The organism is Knoellia tibetensis, from assembly GCF_048606415.1.
GTDB lineage: Bacteria > Actinomycetota > Actinomycetes > Actinomycetales > Dermatophilaceae > Knoellia > Knoellia tibetensis.
Genome location: NZ_JBMBWF010000001.1, coordinates 2,469,453 through 2,490,275, shown reverse-complemented (window position 1 = coordinate 2,490,275; position 20,823 = coordinate 2,469,453). Strand labels below are relative to the sequence as shown.

Annotated in this window: 21 protein-coding genes; 4 read left to right on the top strand and 17 right to left on the bottom strand. The window is 71.9% G+C overall.

Annotated elements, in window-relative coordinates:
* Nucleotides 1-2: 2 nt before the first annotated feature.
* The 7 genes from tsaB to glmS all read right to left on the bottom strand — a co-directional run bounded on the left by tsaB (nt 3) and on the right by glmS (nt 7,406).
* On the bottom strand, nt 3-659 hold the full coding sequence (gene tsaB, locus ACOJV7_RS11670; RefSeq protein WP_420190317.1) for a tRNA (adenosine(37)-N6)-threonylcarbamoyltransferase complex dimerization subunit type 1 TsaB: 657 nt from the start codon (nt 657-659) through the stop codon (nt 3-5).
* Nucleotides 653-1,108 carry a tRNA (adenosine(37)-N6)-threonylcarbamoyltransferase complex ATPase subunit type 1 TsaE gene (gene tsaE, locus ACOJV7_RS11665; protein ID WP_420190316.1) on the bottom strand — a complete coding sequence of 152 codons (456 nt, stop codon included), beginning with the start codon at nt 1,106-1,108 and terminating at the stop codon, nt 653-655. Before tsaE ends, tsaB begins: the two co-directional genes overlap by 7 nt.
* Nucleotides 1,105-2,325 (bottom strand): alpha/beta fold hydrolase, encoded by a 1,221-nt coding sequence (locus tag ACOJV7_RS11660; protein ID WP_420190314.1) that lies wholly within the window; start codon nt 2,323-2,325, stop codon nt 1,105-1,107. The genes tsaE and ACOJV7_RS11660 overlap by 4 nt, the downstream gene beginning before the upstream one ends.
* On the bottom strand, nt 2,325-3,500 hold the full coding sequence (alr, locus tag ACOJV7_RS11655) for an alanine racemase (RefSeq protein ID WP_420190313.1): 1,176 nt from the start codon (nt 3,498-3,500) through the stop codon (nt 2,325-2,327). Before alr ends, ACOJV7_RS11660 begins: the two co-directional genes overlap by 1 nt.
* Before the next feature lie 168 nt (nt 3,501-3,668).
* A complete protein-coding gene (locus ACOJV7_RS11650; protein WP_420190312.1) occupies nt 3,669-5,159 on the bottom strand; it encodes a bifunctional ADP-dependent NAD(P)H-hydrate dehydratase/NAD(P)H-hydrate epimerase in 1,491 nt (496 codons plus the stop codon).
* A 6-nt stretch (nt 5,160-5,165) separates the two neighbouring features.
* A complete protein-coding gene (locus ACOJV7_RS11645) occupies nt 5,166-5,516 on the bottom strand; it encodes a holo-ACP synthase (RefSeq protein ID WP_420190311.1) in 351 nt (116 codons plus the stop codon).
* Between the two features lie 30 nt (nt 5,517-5,546).
* The gene (gene glmS, locus ACOJV7_RS11640) at nt 5,547-7,406 is read right to left on the bottom strand and encodes a glutamine--fructose-6-phosphate transaminase (isomerizing) (protein WP_420190310.1); all 1,860 of its coding nucleotides are present in this window, start codon (nt 7,404-7,406) and stop codon (nt 5,547-5,549) included.
* A 56-nt stretch (nt 7,407-7,462) separates the two neighbouring features.
* Here glmS and coaA point away from each other — a divergent pair, with 56 nt between their 5' ends.
* A complete protein-coding gene (gene coaA / locus ACOJV7_RS11635; protein ID WP_420190309.1) occupies nt 7,463-8,455 on the top strand; it encodes a type I pantothenate kinase in 993 nt (330 codons plus the stop codon).
* A 91-nt stretch (nt 8,456-8,546) separates the two neighbouring features.
* On the opposite strand, the gene ACOJV7_RS11630 is transcribed toward coaA, so the two are convergent.
* From ACOJV7_RS11630 to ACOJV7_RS11620, 3 genes are all read right to left on the bottom strand, one after another.
* On the bottom strand, nt 8,547-9,302 hold the full coding sequence (locus ACOJV7_RS11630; protein ID WP_420190308.1) for an aggregation-promoting factor C-terminal-like domain-containing protein: 756 nt from the start codon (nt 9,300-9,302) through the stop codon (nt 8,547-8,549).
* Nucleotides 9,303-9,555: 253 nt separating this feature from the next.
* On the bottom strand, nt 9,556-10,848 hold the full coding sequence (locus tag ACOJV7_RS11625) for a PhoH family protein (RefSeq protein WP_420190407.1): 1,293 nt from the start codon (nt 10,846-10,848) through the stop codon (nt 9,556-9,558).
* Between the two features lie 399 nt (nt 10,849-11,247).
* Entirely contained in the window at nt 11,248-12,009 is a 762-nt protein-coding gene (locus ACOJV7_RS11620) for an isoprenyl transferase (RefSeq protein ID WP_420190307.1), read from the bottom strand.
* A 90-nt stretch (nt 12,010-12,099) separates the two neighbouring features.
* Between ACOJV7_RS11620 and trhA the strand changes: the two genes are divergently transcribed.
* Nucleotides 12,100-12,798 (top strand): PAQR family membrane homeostasis protein TrhA, encoded by a 699-nt coding sequence (trhA, locus tag ACOJV7_RS11615; protein ID WP_420190306.1) that lies wholly within the window; start codon nt 12,100-12,102, stop codon nt 12,796-12,798.
* Here the strand turns inward: trhA and ACOJV7_RS11610 are convergent.
* Together ACOJV7_RS11610 and mca are read right to left on the bottom strand one after the other, a co-directional pair.
* Nucleotides 12,733-13,128 carry a hypothetical protein gene (locus ACOJV7_RS11610; protein WP_420190305.1) on the bottom strand — a complete coding sequence of 132 codons (396 nt, stop codon included), beginning with the start codon at nt 13,126-13,128 and terminating at the stop codon, nt 12,733-12,735. The genes trhA and ACOJV7_RS11610 overlap by 66 nt on opposite strands.
* Entirely contained in the window at nt 13,125-14,066 is a 942-nt protein-coding gene (gene mca / locus ACOJV7_RS11605) for a mycothiol conjugate amidase Mca (protein ID WP_420190304.1), read from the bottom strand. The genes ACOJV7_RS11610 and mca overlap by 4 nt, the downstream gene beginning before the upstream one ends.
* A gap of 114 nt (nt 14,067-14,180) precedes the next feature.
* On the opposite strand from mca, the gene ACOJV7_RS11600 reads away from it, so the two are divergent.
* Entirely contained in the window at nt 14,181-14,543 is a 363-nt protein-coding gene (locus ACOJV7_RS11600; protein ID WP_420190303.1) for a DUF4307 domain-containing protein, read from the top strand.
* Nucleotides 14,544-14,744: 201 nt separating this feature from the next.
* Nucleotides 14,745-15,233: a transcription elongation factor GreA gene (greA, locus tag ACOJV7_RS11595; RefSeq protein ID WP_420190302.1), complete on the top strand. Its 489-nt coding sequence runs from the start codon at nt 14,745-14,747 to the stop codon at nt 15,231-15,233.
* Between the two features lie 459 nt (nt 15,234-15,692).
* Here greA and ilvA read toward each other — a convergent pair whose 3' ends face one another.
* From ilvA to ACOJV7_RS11570, 5 genes are all read right to left on the bottom strand, one after another.
* Nucleotides 15,693-16,931 (bottom strand): threonine ammonia-lyase, encoded by a 1,239-nt coding sequence (gene ilvA, locus ACOJV7_RS11590; protein ID WP_420190301.1) that lies wholly within the window; start codon nt 16,929-16,931, stop codon nt 15,693-15,695.
* A 211-nt stretch (nt 16,932-17,142) separates the two neighbouring features.
* Nucleotides 17,143-17,991, bottom strand: a complete 849-nt coding sequence (locus tag ACOJV7_RS11585) for an ABC transporter permease (protein WP_420190300.1) — start codon at nt 17,989-17,991, stop codon at nt 17,143-17,145.
* Nucleotides 17,988-18,956, bottom strand: a complete 969-nt coding sequence (locus ACOJV7_RS11580; protein WP_420190299.1) for an ATP-binding cassette domain-containing protein — start codon at nt 18,954-18,956, stop codon at nt 17,988-17,990. The genes ACOJV7_RS11585 and ACOJV7_RS11580 overlap by 4 nt, the downstream gene beginning before the upstream one ends.
* The gene (locus tag ACOJV7_RS11575; protein WP_420190298.1) at nt 18,956-19,381 is read right to left on the bottom strand and encodes a VOC family protein; all 426 of its coding nucleotides are present in this window, start codon (nt 19,379-19,381) and stop codon (nt 18,956-18,958) included. The genes ACOJV7_RS11580 and ACOJV7_RS11575 overlap by 1 nt, the downstream gene beginning before the upstream one ends.
* A 127-nt stretch (nt 19,382-19,508) precedes the next feature.
* Nucleotides 19,509-20,819, bottom strand: coding sequence for a glutamate mutase L (locus ACOJV7_RS11570; protein WP_420190297.1), 1,311 nt, complete (start codon nt 20,817-20,819; stop codon nt 19,509-19,511).
* Between the last annotated feature and the right edge of the window lie 4 nt (nt 20,820-20,823).

Below are 20,823 nucleotides of genomic sequence, written 5' to 3'. Positions count from 1 at the left end.
CGTCACCGGCTCGCCCGCTCGGCGGTCGTCAACGCGTCGGGCCGGCGGAGGTAGAGCGGCTCGACCGGCATGTCCACCCCGTCACGAAGCCGCTCGACGGCGAGGCGGGCGAGGACTGCGGCGTCGACGTCGAGGACGGGCAGCGCGTTGGCGAAGAGCTGGGGGAAGAGTCCAGGTCCGCGACCCGCGGTCGGCAGGGCGCGGACGTCGTCGGGCAGGTCTGCGGGACGGTCCACCGCCGGGGCGGTGAGGGTCTCGACGGCACCGGACCGGACGGCATACCGGGCCCAGTAGACCTCCTTGCGCCGGGCGTCGGAGGCGACGAGGAGGTCACCGTCGACGAGCAGCGCCGACTGCTCGGCGAGGACGTCGAGGCTGCAGATGCCGTGGACGGGGATGCCGAGGGCGTGGCCCATGGTGAGCCCGGTGACGATGCCGACCCGCAGTCCGGTGAACGGTCCCGGGCCGTTGCCGACGACGATGCCGGTGAGGTCCGACGGCGTGGCCGACGCTTCGGTGAGGCACGTCTCGACGAGGGGTGCGACCCACTCGGTGTGGGCGCGTGGGTCGAGGTGCGAGGCCTGGGCGCGGACGCGGTCGTCGTCGTGGATCGCGACGGTGATCGCGGACGTCGAGGTGTCGATGGCGAGGATCAGCACGGGATACCATCCTTCCAGCGGTTGCCGTGACCCGTGACGGCGACCGTGCGGCGCTCGGTCTCGGGGTCGGCCTCGAGAACGACCTCGAGCCGGTCGTCGGAGAGGTCCTCGGCGAGACCGTGACCCCACTCGACGATCGTCACGCTCTGCTCGAGGTCGGCGTCGAGGTCGAGGTCGTCGAGCTCGGCGAACCCGCCGAGCCGGTAGGCGTCGACGTGGACGAGCGGCGGGCCGTCGACGAGCGACGGGTGGACGCGGGCGATGACGAATGTCGGCGAGGTGATCGGTCCGCGCACCCCGAGGCCCTCGGCGAGGCCCTGGGTGAGGGTCGTCTTGCCGGCGCCGAGACCGCCCGTGAGGATGACGAGGTCGCCGGCGCGCAGGGACTCTGCAAGGCTGCGGCCGAACTCGCGGGTGTCGTCGGCGGTCGCGAGGACCCGGGGCGTCACGACGACGCCTTCGTGCGCGGGCGGCCGGTCGCGTGGCCCTCACGGCCGGCCCGGTCCTCACGCCCGTCTCGGCCCTCACGCGCCTTGCGGACCCGCCGGCCCTTGGCGATGTCGACGATCGTCCGGCGCACGCGCGGCTTCTCGGCGACGGCGACAGCGGCGGCCGCGGCGACCTCCGCGCGGTGCAGCAGCGTGAGGATCTGGCCGGTGACGATCTCGGGGTGCTCGAGCATGATGAGGTGCCCGGCGTCGCGGACGATGACGTGCTCGGAGCCGGGGAGGCGCTCGACGATCTTCTCGCTGTGCGCCGGCGGGGTGAGGAGGTCGCCCTCGCCGTTGACGACGAGGACGTCCTTGTCGACGAGCGTGGTGAGGGTGTTGAGCTCGTCGTGGCCCTGGATCGCCGGGATGAACGCGGCCATGACCTCGAACCGGGTCGCGAGGATGAGGTCGGCGGTGAAGCGCACGAGGCCCTCGCTCACCGGCGAGTCGTAGGAGAAGCGGTCGACGAAGGAGCTCTCGACGTTGCGGCCGAACCGGCGCACCGGCGCGAGCCAGCGCTGGTGGGGCGCGAGCCGCGAGAGCAGCCGGGGACCGACCTGGCCGATGGCGCGACCGACGAGCGGGCCCATGCCGAGGTCGGTGAGGCCCTCGCCGCCGGCTGCCGTCGCGATGAACGCCACCGCCATGACGCGGTCGCGGACGAGCTCGGGGCTGTGGCGCGCGAAGGCCATCGTCGTCATGCCCCCCATGGAGTGCCCGACGAGGGCGATGGGCCCCTCCGGGCAGGTGGCGTCGATGACCGCGCGCAGGTCGAGGGCGAGCTGGTCGATGGTGCAGCCCGCGAGGTCGGAGACCTCGGACTCGCCGTGGCTGCGCTGGTCCCAGAGCACGACGCGGTAACCGGCCTGGACGAACGCGCGGCGCTGGAGCACCCAGCTGCGCAGGCTGAGGCAGAACCCGTGCGACATGACGATGGTCGGCAGGTCCGGGTCGAGGTCTCGGGGCGTGTCGATCTCGACGTGGAGGTTGAGGCCGTCGGTCGCGATGACCTTGAGCTCCTCGTCGGCGACATGGGCGAAGCCGTCGGCGGGGTCGAGCTCGTTGAGCCGGCGACGCTCGGCGGCCGCGCGGTCGGCCGCAACCCCTGCCGCAGCCGCCCCGGCAGCAGCCGCAGCCGCCGCACCGAGACCGATCGCCTTGCCGACGCCCGCCATCAGGCTCCTTCCCCAACGAGCACCCGGGGCAGCCGGGTGCTCATCCTCGTGACGATCTCGTAGTTGATGGTGCCGATCGCGGCAGCCCAGTCCTGTGCCGTCGGCTCGCCGTCGGCCCCACGACCGAGGAGGACGACCTCGTCACCGGCGGCACCGGCATACGTAGGTCCGAGGTCGAGCACGAACTGGTCCATGCACACCCGGCCGGCGACGGTGAGGCGGCGTCCGTCGACCTGCACCGGGCCGAGCGACCCGGCGTGGCGCGGGATCCCGTCGGCGTAGCCGACCGGCACGAGCCCGAGCACGGTGTCCTCGGTCGTCGTGTAGGCGTGGCCGTAGGAGACACCCTGACCGGCGGGCGCGTGCTTGACGAGCGCGAGCCGCGCGGTGACCCGCATCGCCTCGCGCAGGCCGAAGTCCTCCGGCGCACCGAGGTCGGGCACCGGCGACAGGCCGTAGACGGCGAGCCCCGGACGCACGAGGTCGAAGTGCGCGTCGGGGTTCGTGAGCGTCGCGGCGGAGTTCGCGAGGTGGCGCAGCTGCGGCCGTATGCCGGCCCGCTCGAGCTCCTCGGCGGCCTCCACGAACCGCTCGCGCTGGGCGAGCACGGTCGGGTGGCGGGGCGCGTCGGCGAGGGCGAAGTGAGACCAGACGCCGACGACCTCGACGGCACCCTCGGCGACGACCGGCCCGAGCGCTGCCACGAGGTCGGTCCAGCCCTGTCCGAGCGCGCCGTTGCGCCCCAGGCCGGTGTCGACCTTGACGTGGATGCGGGCTGTGCGGCCCCGGTCCAGGGCGGCGGCCGCGACGGCGTCGAGCGCCCATGGGGCCGAGACCGAGACGTCGAGGTCGGCGTCGATGGCCGCGCCGAAGTCGGCCCCGGGGGCATAGAGCCAGGTGAGCGCCCGCGTCGTCACCCCGGCGGCGCGAAGCTGGAGCGCCTCAGCGAGCTGTGCGACGCCGAGCCACGTGGCACCACCGGCGACGGCAGCGCGAGCGCTGTGCACGAGCCCGTGGCCGTAGGCGTCGGCCTTGACCACCGCCATGACGTCGGCTCCTGCGGCCCGACGGGCGAGCTCGCGCACGTTGTCGCGGATCGCGTCGAGGTCGACGGTCACCCACGCCGTCACGCCCTCGGGCGGCACGGTCGGGACGGGGGCGGCTGACGAAGTCATGGGACGTCCCAGTCTAGGTGGGCACCGCCAGCGTCTGCGGAAGTGGTCGCTCCAGCCGCCGCATCCGCAGACGCAAGAGGCGGGGTGGAGAGGCCTCGAACCCTGCGTCTGCGGAAGTGGTCGCTCTAGCCGCCGCATCCGCAGACGCAGGGGTGGGTGCGCGTGGCGTCAGCGGCGCGCGAGGAGGTGCGCCACGGCGCCCGGTATGCCGTGTGCCACTGCAAGTGCCCGGACCGGACCTCCCGCTCCCACCCGGTCGGCGGCGACGCCGTGGACGAGGGCGCCGAGTGCGCCCGCGTCGGCGGGGTCGAGCCCGGCGGCGAGGAGCGTGCCGACGAGCCCGGAGAGGACGTCACCCGCGCCGGCGGTGCCGAGCCACGGCGGCGCGTCGGCCTGCGAGCGCACCCGGGCGTCCGGGTCGGCGGGGACGACGAGGGTCGTCGAGCCCTTGAGGAGAACGGTCATGCCGGTGCGCTCGGCGAGGGCACGCGCGTGGCGTGCCGGCTCGGCCTCGACGGAACCGCGCTCGACCTCGCTGCGCGAACGCGATCGCGGGCCGGCCTCGAGACGTGTGAGCAGCCGGGCCAGCTCCCCCGCATGCGGGGTGAGCAGGGTCGGCCGGCCACGCCGGGCCTCGATGACCTCGTCGTCGACGAGGTCGAGACCGCCGGCGTCGACGAGGACGGGTTCCTCACCGGCCAGGGCGCGGCGGGCGACAGCGAGCTGCGCGATCGCCTCCCGACGGCTGGCCCGGACGTCGAGCCCGGGTCCGACGACCCACGCCTGCACCCGGCCTTCGCCGTGGACGGCCTCGGGCACGGCGGCACGGACCAGCCCTTCGGGCGTCGGCGTGCCGACGTAGCGCACCATCCCCGCCCCTGCCTCGACCGCCGCCGTGACGGCAAGGACCGCGGCACCTGAGTAGTCCTCACCGCCCGCGATGACGCCGAGGACACCTCGCGAGTACTTGTCGTCGTCGGGCCCGGGCACCGGCCAGAGGTCGGCGACGTCGTCGTGGCCGAGGCGCACGATGGCAGGCTCGGAGGCGAAGGTGAGCCCGATGTCGACGACGGTGAGGGTGCCGCAGGCCTGCTCGGTGGGCGGCAGGAGGTGGACCGGCTTGGCGACCGAGAAGGTCACGGTCTCGTCGGCGAGCACCCCGTCGGCGTCGAACGCGCTGCCGTCGGCGGCCTGCCCCGACGGAAGGTCGACGGCGATGACGTGGGCGTCGTCGGAGATGGCACGGACCCAGTCCCCCGCCTCGCGGGGCAGTCCGGGACGGCCGCCGAGCCCGAGGATGCCGTCGACGACGATGTCGGCCTCGGCGATGTCCTCGAGCGCCTCGGCGCCGGAGACGAGGACGACGCCGGCCTCGCGCGCGGCCTCCAGCGCCTCCTCGTGGACCTTGCCCGGGTCGAGCGCAGCCGCGCAGGCGACACCGGCCTCGGCGAGGTGCGCCACGGCATACAGGGCGTCCGCCCCGTTGTTGCCGGGGCCGACGAGGGCGATGACGGTCTCGGCGTCGAGCTGCGAGACGCGCGCCGCGACGACCTCGACGAGCCCTTCGACCGCTCGCGCCATGAGCTCACCCGAGGCGAGCTCCTCCTCGAGGGCTGCTTCGGCGGCATACACGTCCTGGGGACTCCACGCCTCGATCACGGTGGCTCAGCTCTCTGCGATGACGACGGCCGAGGCGATCCCGGCGTCGTGCGACAGCGACACGTGCATGTGGCGCACGCCGAGCTCGTCGGCGCGTGCCTGCACGGTGCCCTGCATGACGATGTGCGGTCGACCGTCCTCGCCGCGCTGGACCGTGACGTCGGTCCACGCAAGGCCGACGGGTGCGCCGAGAGCCTTGGCGAGCGCCTCCTTGGCGGCGAAGCGGGCGGCGAGCGAGCGCATCGGCAGGCCGCGCTCCGCCTCCGTGAAGAGGCGGGTCCGCAGCCCGGGCGTGCGCTCGAGCGTCTCGGCGAAGCGCGGGATGTCGACGACGTCGATCCCGGTGCCGACGATCACCGCTGCACCCCGCTCGTCACCGGCACCCGATCACTCGACGGTGACGGACTTGGCCAGGTTGCGCGGCTGGTCGACGTCGAGGCCCTTGGCGGTGGAGAGGTGCAGCGCGAAGACCTGGAGCGGCACGACCGTGAGCAGCGGCTGGAGCAGCGGCGACGTCTGGGGCACGCGGATGACCTCGTCGGCGAAGGGCACGACGTCCTCGTCGCCCTCCTGCGCGATGACGATGGTGCGGGCGCCGCGGGCGCGGATCTCCTGGATGTTGGAGACGACCTTCTTGTGGAGGTCGTGCGGGGTGTCGGGACCGGGCACGACGATGAAGACCGGCTGGCCGGCGTCGATGAGCGCGATCGGGCCGTGCTTGAGCTCGCCGGCCGCAAAGCCCTCGGCGTGGATGTAGGCGAGCTCCTTGAGCTTGAGCGCCCCCTCCATCGCGATGGGGAAGCCGACGTTGCGGCCGAGGAAGAGCACCGAGCGGGTGTCGGCCATGAAGCGCGCGATCTCCTTGACCCGCTCCATCGTGCCGAGGAGGTCCTCGATCTTGGCCGGGACCTCGTGCAGCTCCTTCATCACGGCCTGGGCGTCGTCGGCGTAGGTGCCGCCGCGCAGCTGCGCGAGGTAGAGGCCGAGGACGTAGCAGGCGGTGATCTGGGCGAGGAAGGCCTTGGTCGACGCGACCGCGATCTCCGGACCGGCGTGTGTGTAGAGGACGGCGTCGGACTCGCGCGGGATCGTCGAGCCGTGCGTGTTGCACACCGAGATCGTCAGGGCGCCGAGCTCGCGGGCGTGCTTGACGGCCATGAGCGTGTCCATCGTCTCGCCGGACTGGCTGATGCTCACGACGAGTGAGCGCTCGTTGACGATGGGGTCGCTGTAGCGGAACTCGTGGGCGAGCGAGACCTCGACGGGGATCCGGGTCCAGTGCTCGATGGCGTACTTGGCGACCATGCCGGCGTAGGCGGCGGTGCCGCAGGCGACGACGGTGATGCGGTCGACGTTCTTGAGCTGCTCCTCGCTGATGCGCAGCTCGTCGAGGACGAGGCGGCCGCTCTCGTCGGTGCGGCCGAGGAGGGTGTCGCCGACCGCGTGCGGCTGGTCGAAGATCTCCTTCTCCATGAAGGTCGGGTAGCCGCCCTTCTCGGCGGCGGCGGCGTCCCACGTCACCTCGTAGGCCTTGCCCTCGGCGGGCGAACCGTCGAAGTTGATGACGTCGTGGCCGTCGGGCGTGATCGTGACGATCTGGTCCTGCCCGAGCTCGAGGGCGTGCCGGGTGTAGCCGATGAAGGCCGCGACGTCGGAGCCGAGGAAGTTCTCGCCCTCGCCGAGCCCGACGACGAGCGGGCTGTTCCGGCGGGCGCCGACGACGACACCGGGCTGGTCGGCGTGGACGGCGAGGAGGGTGAAGGCACCCTCGAGGCGCCCGACGACCTGGCGCATCGCGGTCGTGAGGTCACCGGTCTCGTCGAAGGCGCGGCCGACGAGCTTGGCGGCGACCTCGGTGTCGGTCTCGCTGTCGAAGGTCACGCCCTCGGCGAGAAGCCCCTTCTTGAGCGCGTGGAAGTTCTCGATGATGCCGTTGTGGATGAGCGCGAGCTTGTCGTCGCTGCCGCCGCGGTGCGGGTGGGCGTTGCCGTCGGTCGGGCCGCCGTGGGTCGCCCAACGGGTGTGGCCGATCGCCGTGCGCGAGGTCGCGAGCGGCTGCGCGTCGAGCGCACCGCGCAGGTTCTCGAGCTTGCCGGCCCGCTTCTGCGACTCGACGCCGTCCTCGGTGACGAGGGCAATGCCGGCCGAGTCGTAGCCGCGGTACTCGAGGCGGGCGAGGCCCTCCATGACGACGCCCTCCGCGCGAGAGTCCATGGCCGGGCCGACGTATCCGACGATTCCACACATGGCCGCAAGCGTAATGGCTCGCTCCCCCGCCCCCGAACCGTCGGCGTTACGCCACAATGGCCCGCGTGTCTGCCACACCCGCCGAGCCCGGCGCGATGCCGGGAACCACGGCGCCGTTGCCCTCCCCCTACCTCGACTTCAGCCGTGAGGACTGGGCCGCGAGGCGCGACAACCACCCGCTCAGCCTCACCCCCGACGACGTCGCCCGGGTCAGCGGCCTGGGCGACCGGGTCGACCTGCGCGAGGTCGAGCAGGTCTACCTCCCGCTCTCCCGCCTGCTCTCCTTCTACGTCAACGCGACGGCCGGCCTGCACCGCGTGACGACCGACTTCCTCGGCGAGCGCCCGGCCAAGGTGCCCTTCGTCATCGGCATCGCCGGCTCGGTGGCCGTCGGCAAGTCGACGACGGCGCGCGTCCTGCGCGAGCTGCTGCGTCGCTGGCCCCAGACGCCCCGCGTCGACCTCATCACGACCGACGGCTTCCTGCGCCCCAACGCCGAGCTCGAGGCGCGAGGACTGCTGCAGCGCAAGGGCTTTCCCGAGTCCTACGACCGCCGCGCCCTTCTTCGTTTCGTCGCCGACGTGAAGTCCGGTATGCCGTCCGTCCCGGCTCCGGTCTACTCGCACCTCACCTACGACATCGTCCCGGGGGCCGAGATCGTCGTCGACCAGCCCGACGTGCTCATCGTCGAGGGGCTCAACGTCCTCCAGCCGGCGACGGTGCGCTCGGACCAGCGCACGCGCCAGGTGCTCTCGGACTACTTCGACTTCTCGGTCTACGTCGACGCCCCCGTCGAGCAGCTGCGCGAGTGGTACGTCGAGCGCTTCCTCCGGCTGCGCGAGACCGCGTTCGCCGACCCCGAGTCCTACTTCCACCGCTACGCCGGGCTCACCGACTCGCAGGCGCGCGAGACCGCGTCGGGCATCTGGGAGCGGATCAACGAGCCCAACCTCCTGCGCAACGTCGAGCCGACCCGCGACCGGGCCACCCTCGTGCTCTCCAAGGGCGCGGACCACGCGGTCACCCACATCCGGCTCCGCCGGCTCTGACCGACCCCTCGCTGCGAGAGGCGAGGCACGGAACGCAGAACGCCGGACCCGTCGGGGTCCGGCGTTCTGCGTCGTGCTGGGCGGGTGCCGCTCAGTACCAGTGCGGGTAGCGGGCGTTCCAGAAGTCCCAGGCGTTGCACGGGGAGCCGTAGGACTGGTCGATGTACCAGAGGCCCCACCTGATCTGGGTGATCGGGTTGGTGCGGTAGTCCGCGCCGAACTTCGCCATCTTGCGGGCCGGCAGGCTCTGCGGGATGCCGTAGGCGCCCGAGGAGGAGTTCTCGGCGGTGTAGTCCCACGAGCTCTCGCCCTCCCAGAGGAGGTTGAGGCAGCGCCACTGGCTGTCCCCCCAGCCGTGGTCGGCCATGAGCGCACGGGCGGCCGAGCGCGGGTCCTGCTGGGCGTTGGCGATCGCGGAGGCGCGGGCCTTGTCGCGGGCGGCCTTCTGGGCGGCGGCGGCGCGGGCCTTGGCGAGCGCGTCGGCCTTCGCCTTGGCGGCGGCAGCGTCGGCGGCGGCCTTGGCCTTGGCGGCGGCCTCGGCCTTGGCGTTGGCGGCCGCGCGCTGGGTGTTGACCCCGGCGCGGTCCCGGGAGATGCGGGCGCTGTCGCTCGTGCTCTCGCGGGCCGAGAGGGCCGCCTGCATCGCGGCCGCATTGCTCAGCGCGAAGGGCTCGGAGTCGGCGACGGCGTCGCTGGCGTTGACCCCGACAGCGCCCGTACCGACGAGCGCGAGGGCCAGGCCGGCGGTCACGGCCGGGCGGCGGGCGACGCCAAGGGCGACGGTCAGGGGGGCTTCGGATGGACGCGCGTGGCGCCCGCGGTGACGACCGCGGTACCGGCTGCTCATTCGAAGTTTCCTCTCCATCACACAGAAGAGCCCGGCTGTCGAAGCAGTCGGGCTGCGTTACCAAATCGAGACCAACGTACGCGATGACCCCACGAAGGACCAAAACGGGGTGCCCGTTGTGCTCAGACGCCTCCGGCACCACGGAGCCGGGGGTGCTCCACTCACGCCCCGGACCTTGGTCCCCCGAAAGCCCGTATGCCGGCCCACGCAGTGCGTGGGCCGGCATACGGGGTCGTGCGTGGTGCGGGACCGCTCAGGCGAGCCCGTCCTCGGACTCGAGGAGGTCGGTGACGAGCGCGGCGATGGGGCTGCGCTCACTGCGGGTCAGGGTGACGTGCGCGAAGAGCGGGTGGCCCTTGAGCTTCTCGATGACCGCGGCGACACCGTCGTGGCGACCGACGCGGAGGTTGTCGCGCTGGGCGACGTCGTGGGTCATGACGACCTTGGAGTTCTGGCCGATGCGCGAGAGCACGGTCAGCAGGACGTTGCGCTCGAGCGACTGCGCCTCGTCGACGATGACGAACGCGTCGTGGAGCGAGCGTCCGCGGATGTGGGTCAGCGGCAGGACCTCGAGCATCCCGCGGTCGAGGACCTCCTCGACGACCTCGCGCGAGACGAGGGCGGAGAGGGTGTCGAAGACCGCCTGGCCCCACGGGTTCATCTTCTCCTGCTCGGAGCCGGGCAGGTAGCCGAGCTCCTGGCCGCCGACGGCGTAGAGCGGGCGGAAGACGACGACCTTGCGCTGCTGGCGCCGCTCCATGACCGCCTCGAGCCCGGCGCAGAGCGCGAGCGCGGACTTGCCGGTGCCGGCGCGGCCGCCGAGGCTGACGATGCCGATGTCGGGGTCGAGGAGGATGTCGAGCGCGATCCGCTGCTCGGCGCTGCGGCCGTGGAGGCCGAAGGCGTCGCGGTCGCCCTTGACGAGGCGAACCTGCTTGTCGGCGCCGACCCGGCCGAGGCCGCTGCCTCGCGGCGAGAGCAGCTTGAGGCCGGTGTGGCACGGCATCTCGGCGGCGCCGAGGTGCTCGAGGCGGCCGTACTCGTAGAGGTGGTCCATCTCCTCGGTCGTCACCTCGACCTCCGCCATGCCGGTCCAGCCGGAGTCGACGGCGAGCTCGGCGCGGTACTCCTCGGCCTCCATGCCGCAGGCGGACGCCTTGACCCGCATGGGCAGGTCCTTGCTGACGATGGTCACCGCACGGCCCTCGTTGGAGAGGTTCTTGGCGACCGAGAGGATCCGGGTGTCGTTGTCGCCGAGGCGGAAGCCGGCGGGCAGCGACGACGGGTCCGTGTGGTTGAGCTCGACCCTCAGGGTGCCGCCGTCCTCTCCGACGGCGACGGGGGCGTCGAGCCGGCCCGCCTGGATGCGCAGGTCGTCGAGCAGGCGGAGCGCGGTCCGGGCGAAGTAGCCCAGCTCCGGGTGGTGCCGCTTGGCCTCGAGCTCGGTGACGACGACGACGGGGAGGACGACCTCGTGCTCCTTGAAGCGCAGGATCGCCCGCGGGTCGGAGAGGAGGACCGAGGTGTCGAGGACGTAGGTCCGCAGCGCCGGTTCGGCGACCGTGGCGGTGGCGGCCGCGCGCTTGCGCCGGGGACTCCCGGCGGTGGTCGTCGGGGAGGAAGCGGTCGAAGGCGAGGTCGTGGCCACGGCAGGGCTCCTAGGCGCGCACGCTGACGTCGTGCGCCGGCTCGAAGGTGTGGAACCCGGTCGACCCACTGCCATGAGCAGGGAGCCGAGAGTGGTCCCTCCTCCGGAGCGTGGTGTGCTCCATGCGATGGGCCTCCCGAACGCACCGGGGTGGTGCGTCAGTCGTGACGCTACGACCGCCGACCACCCGGCATACGGACCCTCGCGGCGTGTCGAGACGAGTTCATCGCGCGTTCCCCCGCGCGTCTCCGCGGATGCGTGACGGGTGTGACGGGTGAGGCCGATGCGTCAGGTGCGTCAGGTGCCGAAGCGCCGGTGCCGCTCCCCGAAGGCCCGCAGCGCACGCAGGAAGTCGACCTTCCGGAAGTCGGGCCAGTAGGCCTCGCAGAAGTAGAACTCCGAGTGCGCGCTCTGCCACAGGAGGAACCCGCCGAGCCGCTGCTCCCCCGAGGTGCGGATGACGAGGTCGGGGTCCGGCTGGCCCTTGGTGTAGAGGTGCTCGGCGATGTGCTCGACGTCGAGGATCTCGGCGAGCTCCTCGATCGAGGTGCCGAGGTCGGCATGCTCGAGCAGCAGGGAGCGCACCGCGTCGGCGATCTCGCGGCGTCCGCCGTAGCCCACGGCGACGTTGACGAGCATCCCGTCGACGTCGGCGGTGCGTGCCGCCGCGGCCTCGAGTCGCTCGCGGGTGGCCTCTGGCAGCAGGGTGAGGGCACCGACCACGTGCAGCCGCCAGCGCCCGGCGTCGGCGAGCGCGTCGACTGCCCGCTCGATGATCCCGAGCAGCGGGCGCAGCTCGGACTCGGCGCGGCCCAAGTTGTCGGTCGAGAGCAGCCAGAGAGTGACGACCTCGACGCCGACCTCCTCGCACCAGCCGAGGAGGTTGGCGATGTTGTCGGCGCCGGCCTGATGGCCCTCGCTTGTCCCGGCGCCCCGTGCCTTGGCCCAGCGACGGTTGCCGTCGAGCATGACGCCGACGTGCCGCGGCACGCTCTCGGGACCCAGGTGCCTGGCCAGACGACGCTCGTATGCCGCATAGAGGACATCGCTGAGCGCCATGCGGTCACCGTACCGCCGGGCGCAAAGGAGACGCAGGGCACGTCGCTGCGGGACCGAACCTACGCAAACGTAGGTATCGTTGGTCCGGTCATGAGTACTTCACGCGAGCCCCGCACGCTCGACGCCCTCGAGGAGCGCGTCGACGCCGTGCTCGAGGCCGTCAAGCCCAAGCTGCGCGGCTGGCTGCACCTCGCCATGGCGCCGATCGCCTTCATCGGCGGCCTCGTGCTCGTCGTCCTCGGCGACACCGTGCAGGCGCGCGCCGCGGCGGCGGTCTTCACCGTCACGGCCGTCCTGCTCTTCTCGATGTCGGCGGTCTACCACCGAGGCACGTGGTCACCGCGCTGGGGCACGGCCCTCAAGCGGATCGACCACTCCAACATCTTCCTCATCATCGCGGGCAGCTACACGCCGTTCGCGCTGCTCCTGCCCTCCGACCAGGCCCGCACCCTGCTCGCCATCGTCTGGAGCGGAGCCGTGCTCGGCGTCGTCTTCCGCCTCGTGTGGATCCACGCACCCCGCTGGCTCTACGTGCCGGTCTACGTCGCACTCGGCTCCGTGGCGGTCTTCTTCCTCGGGCCGCTGCTCCAGCACGCCGGCACGACTGTGGTGACCCTCGTCGTCGTCGGGGGCGTGCTCTACACGCTCGGCGCCGTCGTCTACGGGATCAAGCGGCCGAACCCGTCACCGCGCTGGTTCGGGTTCCACGAGATCTTCCACGCGCTAACGATCCTCGCGTTCGTCGCCCACTACATCGCCGCGTCCATCGCCCTCTACGACCGGGCCTGACTCCGCGACCGGCGGGCCCTGCCGACCCGTGGTCTGCTCGCGGCCGCGAACGCCGTCGCCGCTGCGGCCGCCGTTCCGGCTGCGACCCCCATCACCGGCGACGCGGTCGGCAGCCTCCTGCTCGGCGGCCTTCTGCTTGTAGGACATGCGCCGCAGCCGGGCGTTCATGTTGCGCATCAGCAGCCACAGGGCGATGACGAGGAAGAGGAACGCGACGAAGGCCCACAGCCCCGGCGCCGCCTGCTGGCTCGGCGTGAGGTCGTCCGTCGGGCTCGGCGAGGGCGACGGCGAGAGCGGCGCGGCCGCGACGAGCAGTCGGTCGAGGATCATGCGGTGCGCTCCTTGCGTCCGTCGTAGGCGATCGTGAGCGAGCCCGAGGTCGCCATCGCGTCGGCCTCGGCGACGTCGGTCGGCAGGCCGGCGAAGAGGTCGTCCTCGCCCTCGACGATCGGGACGTAGGACAGGCCGGCCTCGTAGTCCTCCCACGGCCACACCCGCGCCTGCTCCTCGCGCGACACCTTGAAGAAGGTGCCGTCGGGGTCGATCTGCGTCGCGTGCGCGAGCAGGGCGGCGTCGCGCCGGTCGAACCACTTCTCGGCCCGGATCCGGGTCGTCACCGTCCGCTCGCGCTCGGGGTCCCAGTTCTCGAGCCACGCGGCATACGGGCTCTCCTCGCCCAGGGCGGTGAGCGCCTCGTGGAAGGCGACGACGCGGCCCCGGCTGAAGGTCTGGTTGTAGTAGATCTTGAGCGGCTGCCACGGCTCCCCCGCCGACGGGTATGCCGTGGGGTCACCGGCCGCCTCGAAGGCGGCCATCGAGACGACGTGGCACATGATGTGGTCGGGGTGGGGGTAGCCGCCGTTCTCGTCGTAGGTCGTCATCACGTGCGGTCGGAAGCGGCGGATCTCGCGCACGAGGGCCTCGGTCGTCACCTCGAGCGGCTCGAGCGCGAAGCAGCCCTCGGGCAGCGGTGGCAGCGGGTCGCCCTCGGGCAGGCCGGAGTCGACGAAGCCGAGCCACGTGTGCTGGACGCCGAGGATCTCCTGGGCGCGGCGCATCTCGTCGCGGCGGACCTGGGCGAGGTCGCGCAGGATGTGCGGGTCGTGGGCGAGCTGGGGGTTGAGGATGTCGCCGCGCTCGCCGCCGGTGCACGAGACGACGAGCACCTCGTGGCCCTCGTCGACGTACTTCGCCATGACGGCGGCGCCCTTGCTCGACTCGTCGTCGGGGTGCGCGTGGACGCACATGAGACGGAGGCGGTCTGACACTTCGAGGGTCCTTCGGGCTCGGGGAGTCGCGCAGGCGACAATGGACGCGGCCACCATCTTCGCACCCGGCCGACGCGCCCGTGCGAGCCCCGTCGACAGGACCAGGACTCCCGCATGCCGCTCCCCCGCCCCGCCCCCGGCACCGCGCACTGGTGGGTCGTCGGGATCCTCGGCGTGGGTGTCATGGTCGCCGGGGTCGTCTGGTTCGGGCTCGCGTCGGCCAACGCGCTCAGTGCCGACGTCACGGCATACCGGGTCGTCTCCGACTCGGTGCTCGAGCTCGACTACGACGTGCACCGTCCGGACGGGGCCGCGGTGCGCTGCACGATCGAGGCGCAGGACGTGCGCCACGGCCGGGTCGGCACGACGACCGACGACGTGCCCGCGGGTGCGCGGTCGGTGCACCGTGAGGTCACGGTGCGCACGAGCGCCCGCGCGGTGACCGGTGTCGTCGCGTCCTGCGTGCGCGTGCCCTGAGGCTCCGGTTCGGGCTCGACGTCCCGAGACGACGTGCTTTTGGGCGGGTGCGTTGTTATCCTTGTTCTTTGCACCACCGGGTCTGGGGCCCACCGAACCAAGCAGAGGTTCGAGCCCCGGGCCCTTTCACGTAGGACCACCACCCCCGGACGCAGGCGGCGCACGTCGCCCCGGTTCCGGGCACCCGAGGAGTGAACTTCTGTGAGCGAGACCGTCGTCAAGGCGAGCTACCTGACCCAGGAGGCGTACGACCGCCTCAAGGCCGAGCTCGAGCAGCTCTCCGGTCCGGGTCGTGCCGACATCGTCGCCAAGATCGAGGCGGCGCGCGAGGAGGGTGACCTCAAGGAGAACGGTGGCTACCACGCTGCGCGTGAGGAGCAGGGCAAGAACGAGGCCCGCATCCGCCAGCTCACCCAGCTGCTCGAGAACGCCATCATCGGCGAGACCCCGCCCGACGACGGTGTCGTCGAGCCCGGCATGGTCGTCACCGCGGAGATCTTCGGCGACGAGGAGACCTTCCTCCTCGGCTCGCGGGAGATCGCGGACGGCACCCTGCAGGTCTACAGCGAGCAGTCGCCCATCGGCGCGGCGGTCAACGGCCACAAGGCCGGCGACACCGTGACCTACGAGGCCCCCAACGGCAAGCAGATCGAGGTCAAGATCCTCGACGCGAAGCCCTACACCGGCTGACCCGTCCCCACCGGACGCCAGAGGGCGCCCACCCCGTTGCGGGGTGGGCGCCCTCTCGCTTGCGCTCTCACCTGCGGTTGCGTCCGCAGATGTGGTGGGTATGCCGTCACCTCGCCGGACGTTGCACACTCGCCACCCGCTGCGTCCGCAACTGTGGTGGGTATGCCGTGACCTCGCCGGACGTTGCACACTCGCCACCCGCTGCGTCCGCAGTTGTGGTGGGTATGCCGTGACCTCGCCGGACGTTGCACACTCGCCACCCGCTGCGTCCGCAACTGTGGTGGGTATGCCGTGACCTCGCCGGACGTTGCACACTCGCCACCCGCTGCGTCCGCAGTTGTGGTGGGTATGCCGTGACCTCGCCGGACGTTGCACACTCGCCACCCGCTGCGTCCGCAACTGTGGTGGGTATGCCGTGACCTCGCCGGACGTTGGGGCCTCGCCCGCGCGTGGACTCGGTCAGGCGAACTCGGGCTCGTGGGCGATCGTGTAGCCCTTGTCGCGCATCGCCTGAAGCACCCGCTCGCAGTGCTCGGGTCCGCGGGTCTCGAGCCGGAGCGCGATCTCGACCTCGTCGACGTTGATGTGCGGCCCGGTGCGGATGTGCTCGATCTCGAGGATGTTGGCGTCGGCGCCGGCGCAGTCGGCGAGGATCGCGGCGAGCGACCCCGGGGTGTCGGGCACGCGCACCGAGAACTGGAGGTAGCGTCCGGCGGCGACCATGCCGTGGCGGATGATCCGCATCATGAGGAGCGGGTCGATGTTGCCGCCGGAGAGGACGCACACGACCGGACCCTCGATGGGCTCGGTGCCGGCGTTCTCCAGCAGCCACCCGGCGGCGGAGGCACCGGCGGGCTCGACGACGAGCTTGGCCCGCTCGAGCAGGAAGAGCAGCGCGCGAGAGATGCCTTCCTCGCTCACGGTCTCGACGGAGTCGACGAGGTCGCGGACGACGGGGAAGGTCACGTCGCCGGGCAGACCGACGGCGATGCCGTCGGCCATCGTCTGCATCTTGGCCGCGGCGACGGGGTGGCCTGCGGCGAGCGAGCCGGGGTAGGCCGCCGCCTGCTCGGCCTGGACGCCGATGATCCGCACGTCGGGCCGGAGCTCGCGCATGACGAGAGCGATGCCGGCGAGCAGCCCGCCGCCGCCGAGCCCCACGACGATCGTCTTGACGTCGGGGCACTGCTCGAGGATCTCGAGCCCGCACGTGCCCTGCCCGGTGACGATGTCGTCGTGGTCGAACGGGTGGATGAGGATGGCCCCGGTCTCCTCGGCCCAAGCGCGGGCGTGGACGAGGGACTCGTCGAGGGTCTCCCCGACCTGCTCGATGGTCGCGCCGTAGGCCTTGGTCGCCTGGACCTTGGGCATGGGCGCGCGCACCGGCATGTAGACCTTGACCTCGATGCCGAGCATCTGGCCGGCGAGCGCGACACCCTGCGCGTGGTTGCCGGCGCTGGCGGCGACGACGCCGCGGGCCTTCTCCTCGTCGGTGAGCTTGGACATGCGCGTGTAGGCGCCGCGGATCTTGAACGACCCGGCCCGCTGGAGGTTCTCGCACTTGAGGAAGACGTCCGCGCCGACGCGCTGGGACAGGCCCCGGTTGAACTCCATGGGTGTCGGAGCGATGACGGTGGAGAGCAGGTCAGCGGCGGCACGGATCTCGGCCACCGTCACCGACGACGATGTGGGTGTCATGAGGCCGAGGTTAGTCGCGCTCTGATGGCCCGGTGACACCGCCGAACCCGTGGCCGCAACCGCAACCGCAACCTCACCCGCACCTCACCCCGGAACCTCGGACCTCACCGCACCGAGGCGGTGCTGGGAGGTCCGAGGAACCCCACTTCAGACGGCGGGTCCCACGCCCTGCGAGGGCAGGTCGAGGTCAGTGAGAAGGTCGGGGCGCGGGTCAGTCGGTGGTGCGGGCGTTGAAGGCGCGGAGCGCGAGCGGGGCGATGATCGCCGTGATGGCGAGCGACCAGATGACCGTCGCGAGCTCGGGGTTCTGCAGCGGCCACGGGGCGTCGGCCCGCACGGGCAGACCGGCGATGCCCCAGTTGTCGCGCATCGCCTGCGCCAGCGAGCTGATCGGGTTCCACTCGGCGATCGTCCGCAGCCACACCGGCATGACGTCGGTGCGCGCGAAGGCGTTGGAGAGAAAGGTGATCGGGAAGATCGTCGTGAACATCAGCCCGTTGACGGCCTCGACCGAGCGCATCGCCGACCCGACGAGGATGCCGACCCAGATCATCGCGAACCCGAACAGGAGCAGCAGCCCGTAGGCGAGCAGCCCTCGCAGCAGGCCCTCGTTGATCCGCCACCCGATGAAGAGGCCGGTGACGGACATGACGGCGACACCGATGCTCGAGTGGATGAGCGCCGCGATCGAACGGGAGACGAGGATCGACGAGCGCTGGATCGGCAGCGACCGGAGCCGGTCGACCATGCCCTTGCCGATGTCGGTGTTGAGCCCGATGGCGACGATGAACGCGCTGAACGCGATCGTCTGCGCCATGATCCCGGGCAGCAGCCACGGCTTGTAGTCGACGCCGGGGATGTTGATCGAGCCGCCGAACACGTAGGCGAAGAGCAGCACGAACATGATCGGCTGGATGGTCACGTCGGTGAGCATCTCGGGCTGGCGCTTGATGTGCGTGAGGTTGCGGCGCACGAGCGTGAGGATCTGGCGCAGGCGACCGGCGCCCTGGGGCTTCGACGTCGTCCGGTCGATGGCGATGGCGTCCGTGGCGGTGCTCATGCCGACACCTCTTCCTGGTTGCTGGTGTCCTCGGCCTTGTGGCCGGTGAGGGCGAGGAAGACGTCGTCGAGGCTCGGCCGCTGCATGCCGAGGTCGTCGACGTCGATGGAGGCGTCGTCGAGACGTGTGGCCACCTGGGACAGGGCGCCGACGTCACCACCGGGAGCCGTGAGCTTGCGGGCGTCCTCGTCGACATGGACCTCGCCGACGACGCCCCTCAGCAGCTCGGCCGCCTGCCGGACCTGGTCGTGCCGCGAGACGGTGACCACGAGGCTGGCGGCGCCCGACTGGTTCTTGAGCTCGAGCGGCGTGCCCTGAGCGATGATCCGGCCCTTGTCGATGACGACGATGTCGTCGGCGAGCTGGTCGGCCTCGTCGAGGTACTGGGTCGTGAGGAGCAGGGTCGTGCCGTCACGGACGAGGTCGCGCAGGACGTCCCAGAGCTCGACGCGGCTGCGCGGGTCGAGGCCCGTCGTCGGCTCGTCGAGGAACAGCACCGACGGATGGGCGATGAGGCTCACCGCGAGGTCGATGCGCCGCCGCATGCCCCCGGAGTACTCCTTGACGACCTTGTCGCCGGCCTCGCTGAGCGAGAACTGCTCGAGCAGCTCGTCGGTGCGCTTGCGCACGAACCGGCGGTCGAGGCCGTAGAGGTCGCCGATGAGGCGGAGGTTCTCGCGACCGGTGAGCAGCTCGTCGACGGTGGCGCTCTGCGCGGTGAGCCCCATCGAGGCACGCACCGCCTCGGGCTCGGTCGCTACGTCGTGGCCGGCGACGCGCGCCGAGCCGCTTGTCGGCGTGGCCAGTGTCGTCATCATGCGGACCGTCGTCGTCTTGCCCGCGCCGTTGGGGCCGAGGAGCCCGAAGATCGACCCCTTGGGCACCTCGAAGCTCACGCCGTCGACGGCGGTGAAGTCGCCGAACCTCTTGACGAGGTCCTGGGCCTCGATGACCACCTCGCGCATCACGGCCTCCCCACGAGGCAGAAGGGGTGACCGGCAGGGTCGAGGTAGACCCTGAAGCCGCCGGACTCGCTCGGCTGGTGCTCGTGCACCGTGGCTCCCGCGGCGACCACGGCCGGCTCCGCCTCGGAGATGACCGGGACGGCGAGGTCGAGGTGGAACTGCTGCGGGTGCTCACCCCCCGGCCACGTCGGTGCCACCCAGTCGTCGATGCGCTGGAAGGCGAGGGTCGTGCGGCCGTCGGGCCGCTCTGGCGAGACGCCACCGCCGGGCGGCTCGAGGGTCGCCCACTCGGCGTCGGAGTCGGACTCGAGGCCCCAGCCGAGCACCTCCCCATAGAAGCGGGCAAGCTCGAGGGCGTCGGGGCAGTCGAGGACGACGAGGTCGAGGATCGGTCGGATGCTCGGTTGAGCGGATTCTTCACTCATGTCCACGAGGGTAGGTGTGACCACCGACACTGCCCACCGCTTTTCGGCGGACCCGGGGTCCACCGGACGGTGGACCCCGGCCACGCGGCTCGGCGCGCAGCGCGTTCCGCAGCGCCCTCGGTCCCGCTCAGCCGATCGTCCGGGCGAGCTGCCGAGCAGCCTCCGGGTGGGCGTCCGCGAGCAGCCCGCACGCGAAGAGCACGTATGCCGTGTCGACGCCTCGCGCGGCCGCTGCCGGGACCGTCCAGCCGCCGGCATGGTCCGACGTCACCGCGGACAGCACCCCGTCGGCGAGAGCCACCGGACCGTGCCGGAAGACCCCGCCGGACCCGAGCACGAGACCGACGTCGGCGAGCGGTCGTGGCCGGTCTCCCGCGACGCGGGGCCGACCGTGCCGGCGCACCGCGACGAGCGCGGCCACCCGCGCCAGGTCACCCTCCAACTCCCACTCGGACTCCGTGGACGCACGGTGGCCGGTCTCGGAGGCGACGTGGCCGGCATACGCGACCGTCTCGGGCGACAAGGGCAGGTGCTCGCGCTGTCCGACCTCGACGATGCCGAGGGCGTTCCAGCGCATGCCGAGGTCCGCCTCGACGGTGCGCTCGTGCCACATCGAGCCGGCGACGTCGCGCTCGATCTCGGCGTCCTCGCCCTGGGGCCGGAGCACGGAGTAGACGTCGGTCGTCGCTCCACCGATGTCGACGACGACGACGTCCTCCCCGCGCACGTCGGCGAGCAGCTCGACGCCGCGCAGGACGGCGTCGGGCGTCGCGGCCCGCACGAGCTCGGTGAAGCCGCGCCCACGCGACAGCCCCTTGCCCCCGATGACGTGCTCGAGGAACGCTGCCCGGATCGCGCCTCGCGCAGCGTCCGGTGCGATGACCCCGATGCGCGGCAGGACGTTGTCCGTGACGACGAAGCGACGACCAGTGCGGTCGAGCTCGGCCGCGACCTCGTCGGCGACCTCCGCGTTGCCCGCGACGACGATGGGTGCACGCAGCCGGGCGCTGGCAAGCCGAGAAGCATTGTGCCGCAGTACATCCGCGTTGCCGCCGTCGGTGCCACCGGCGAGCAGGACCAAGTCGGGCGAGGCCGCGCGCAGCGATCGCACCCCCTCCCCCGACAACGACCCGGCCGACACGTGGACGACCCGCCCGCCGGCGGACAGCGCGACCCGGTGCCCGGCCTCGGCCGTCACCTCGCGTTCGTAGCCGACGACCGCGATCCGCAGCCCGCCACCGGCCGAGGAGCACACCAGGGTCTCGGCGACGGGTCCGTGGGTGGCGAGCTCACGGCATACGGCATCGACGCCGTCCATGACATCGGTCGCGACGGTCGTCGGGGACGACGCGGCACCCACGAGCGCGCCGGACGAGACGTCGACGAGGACGGCCTTGGTGAACGTCGACCCGACGTCGACGCAGAGGACGAGCGACACGGTG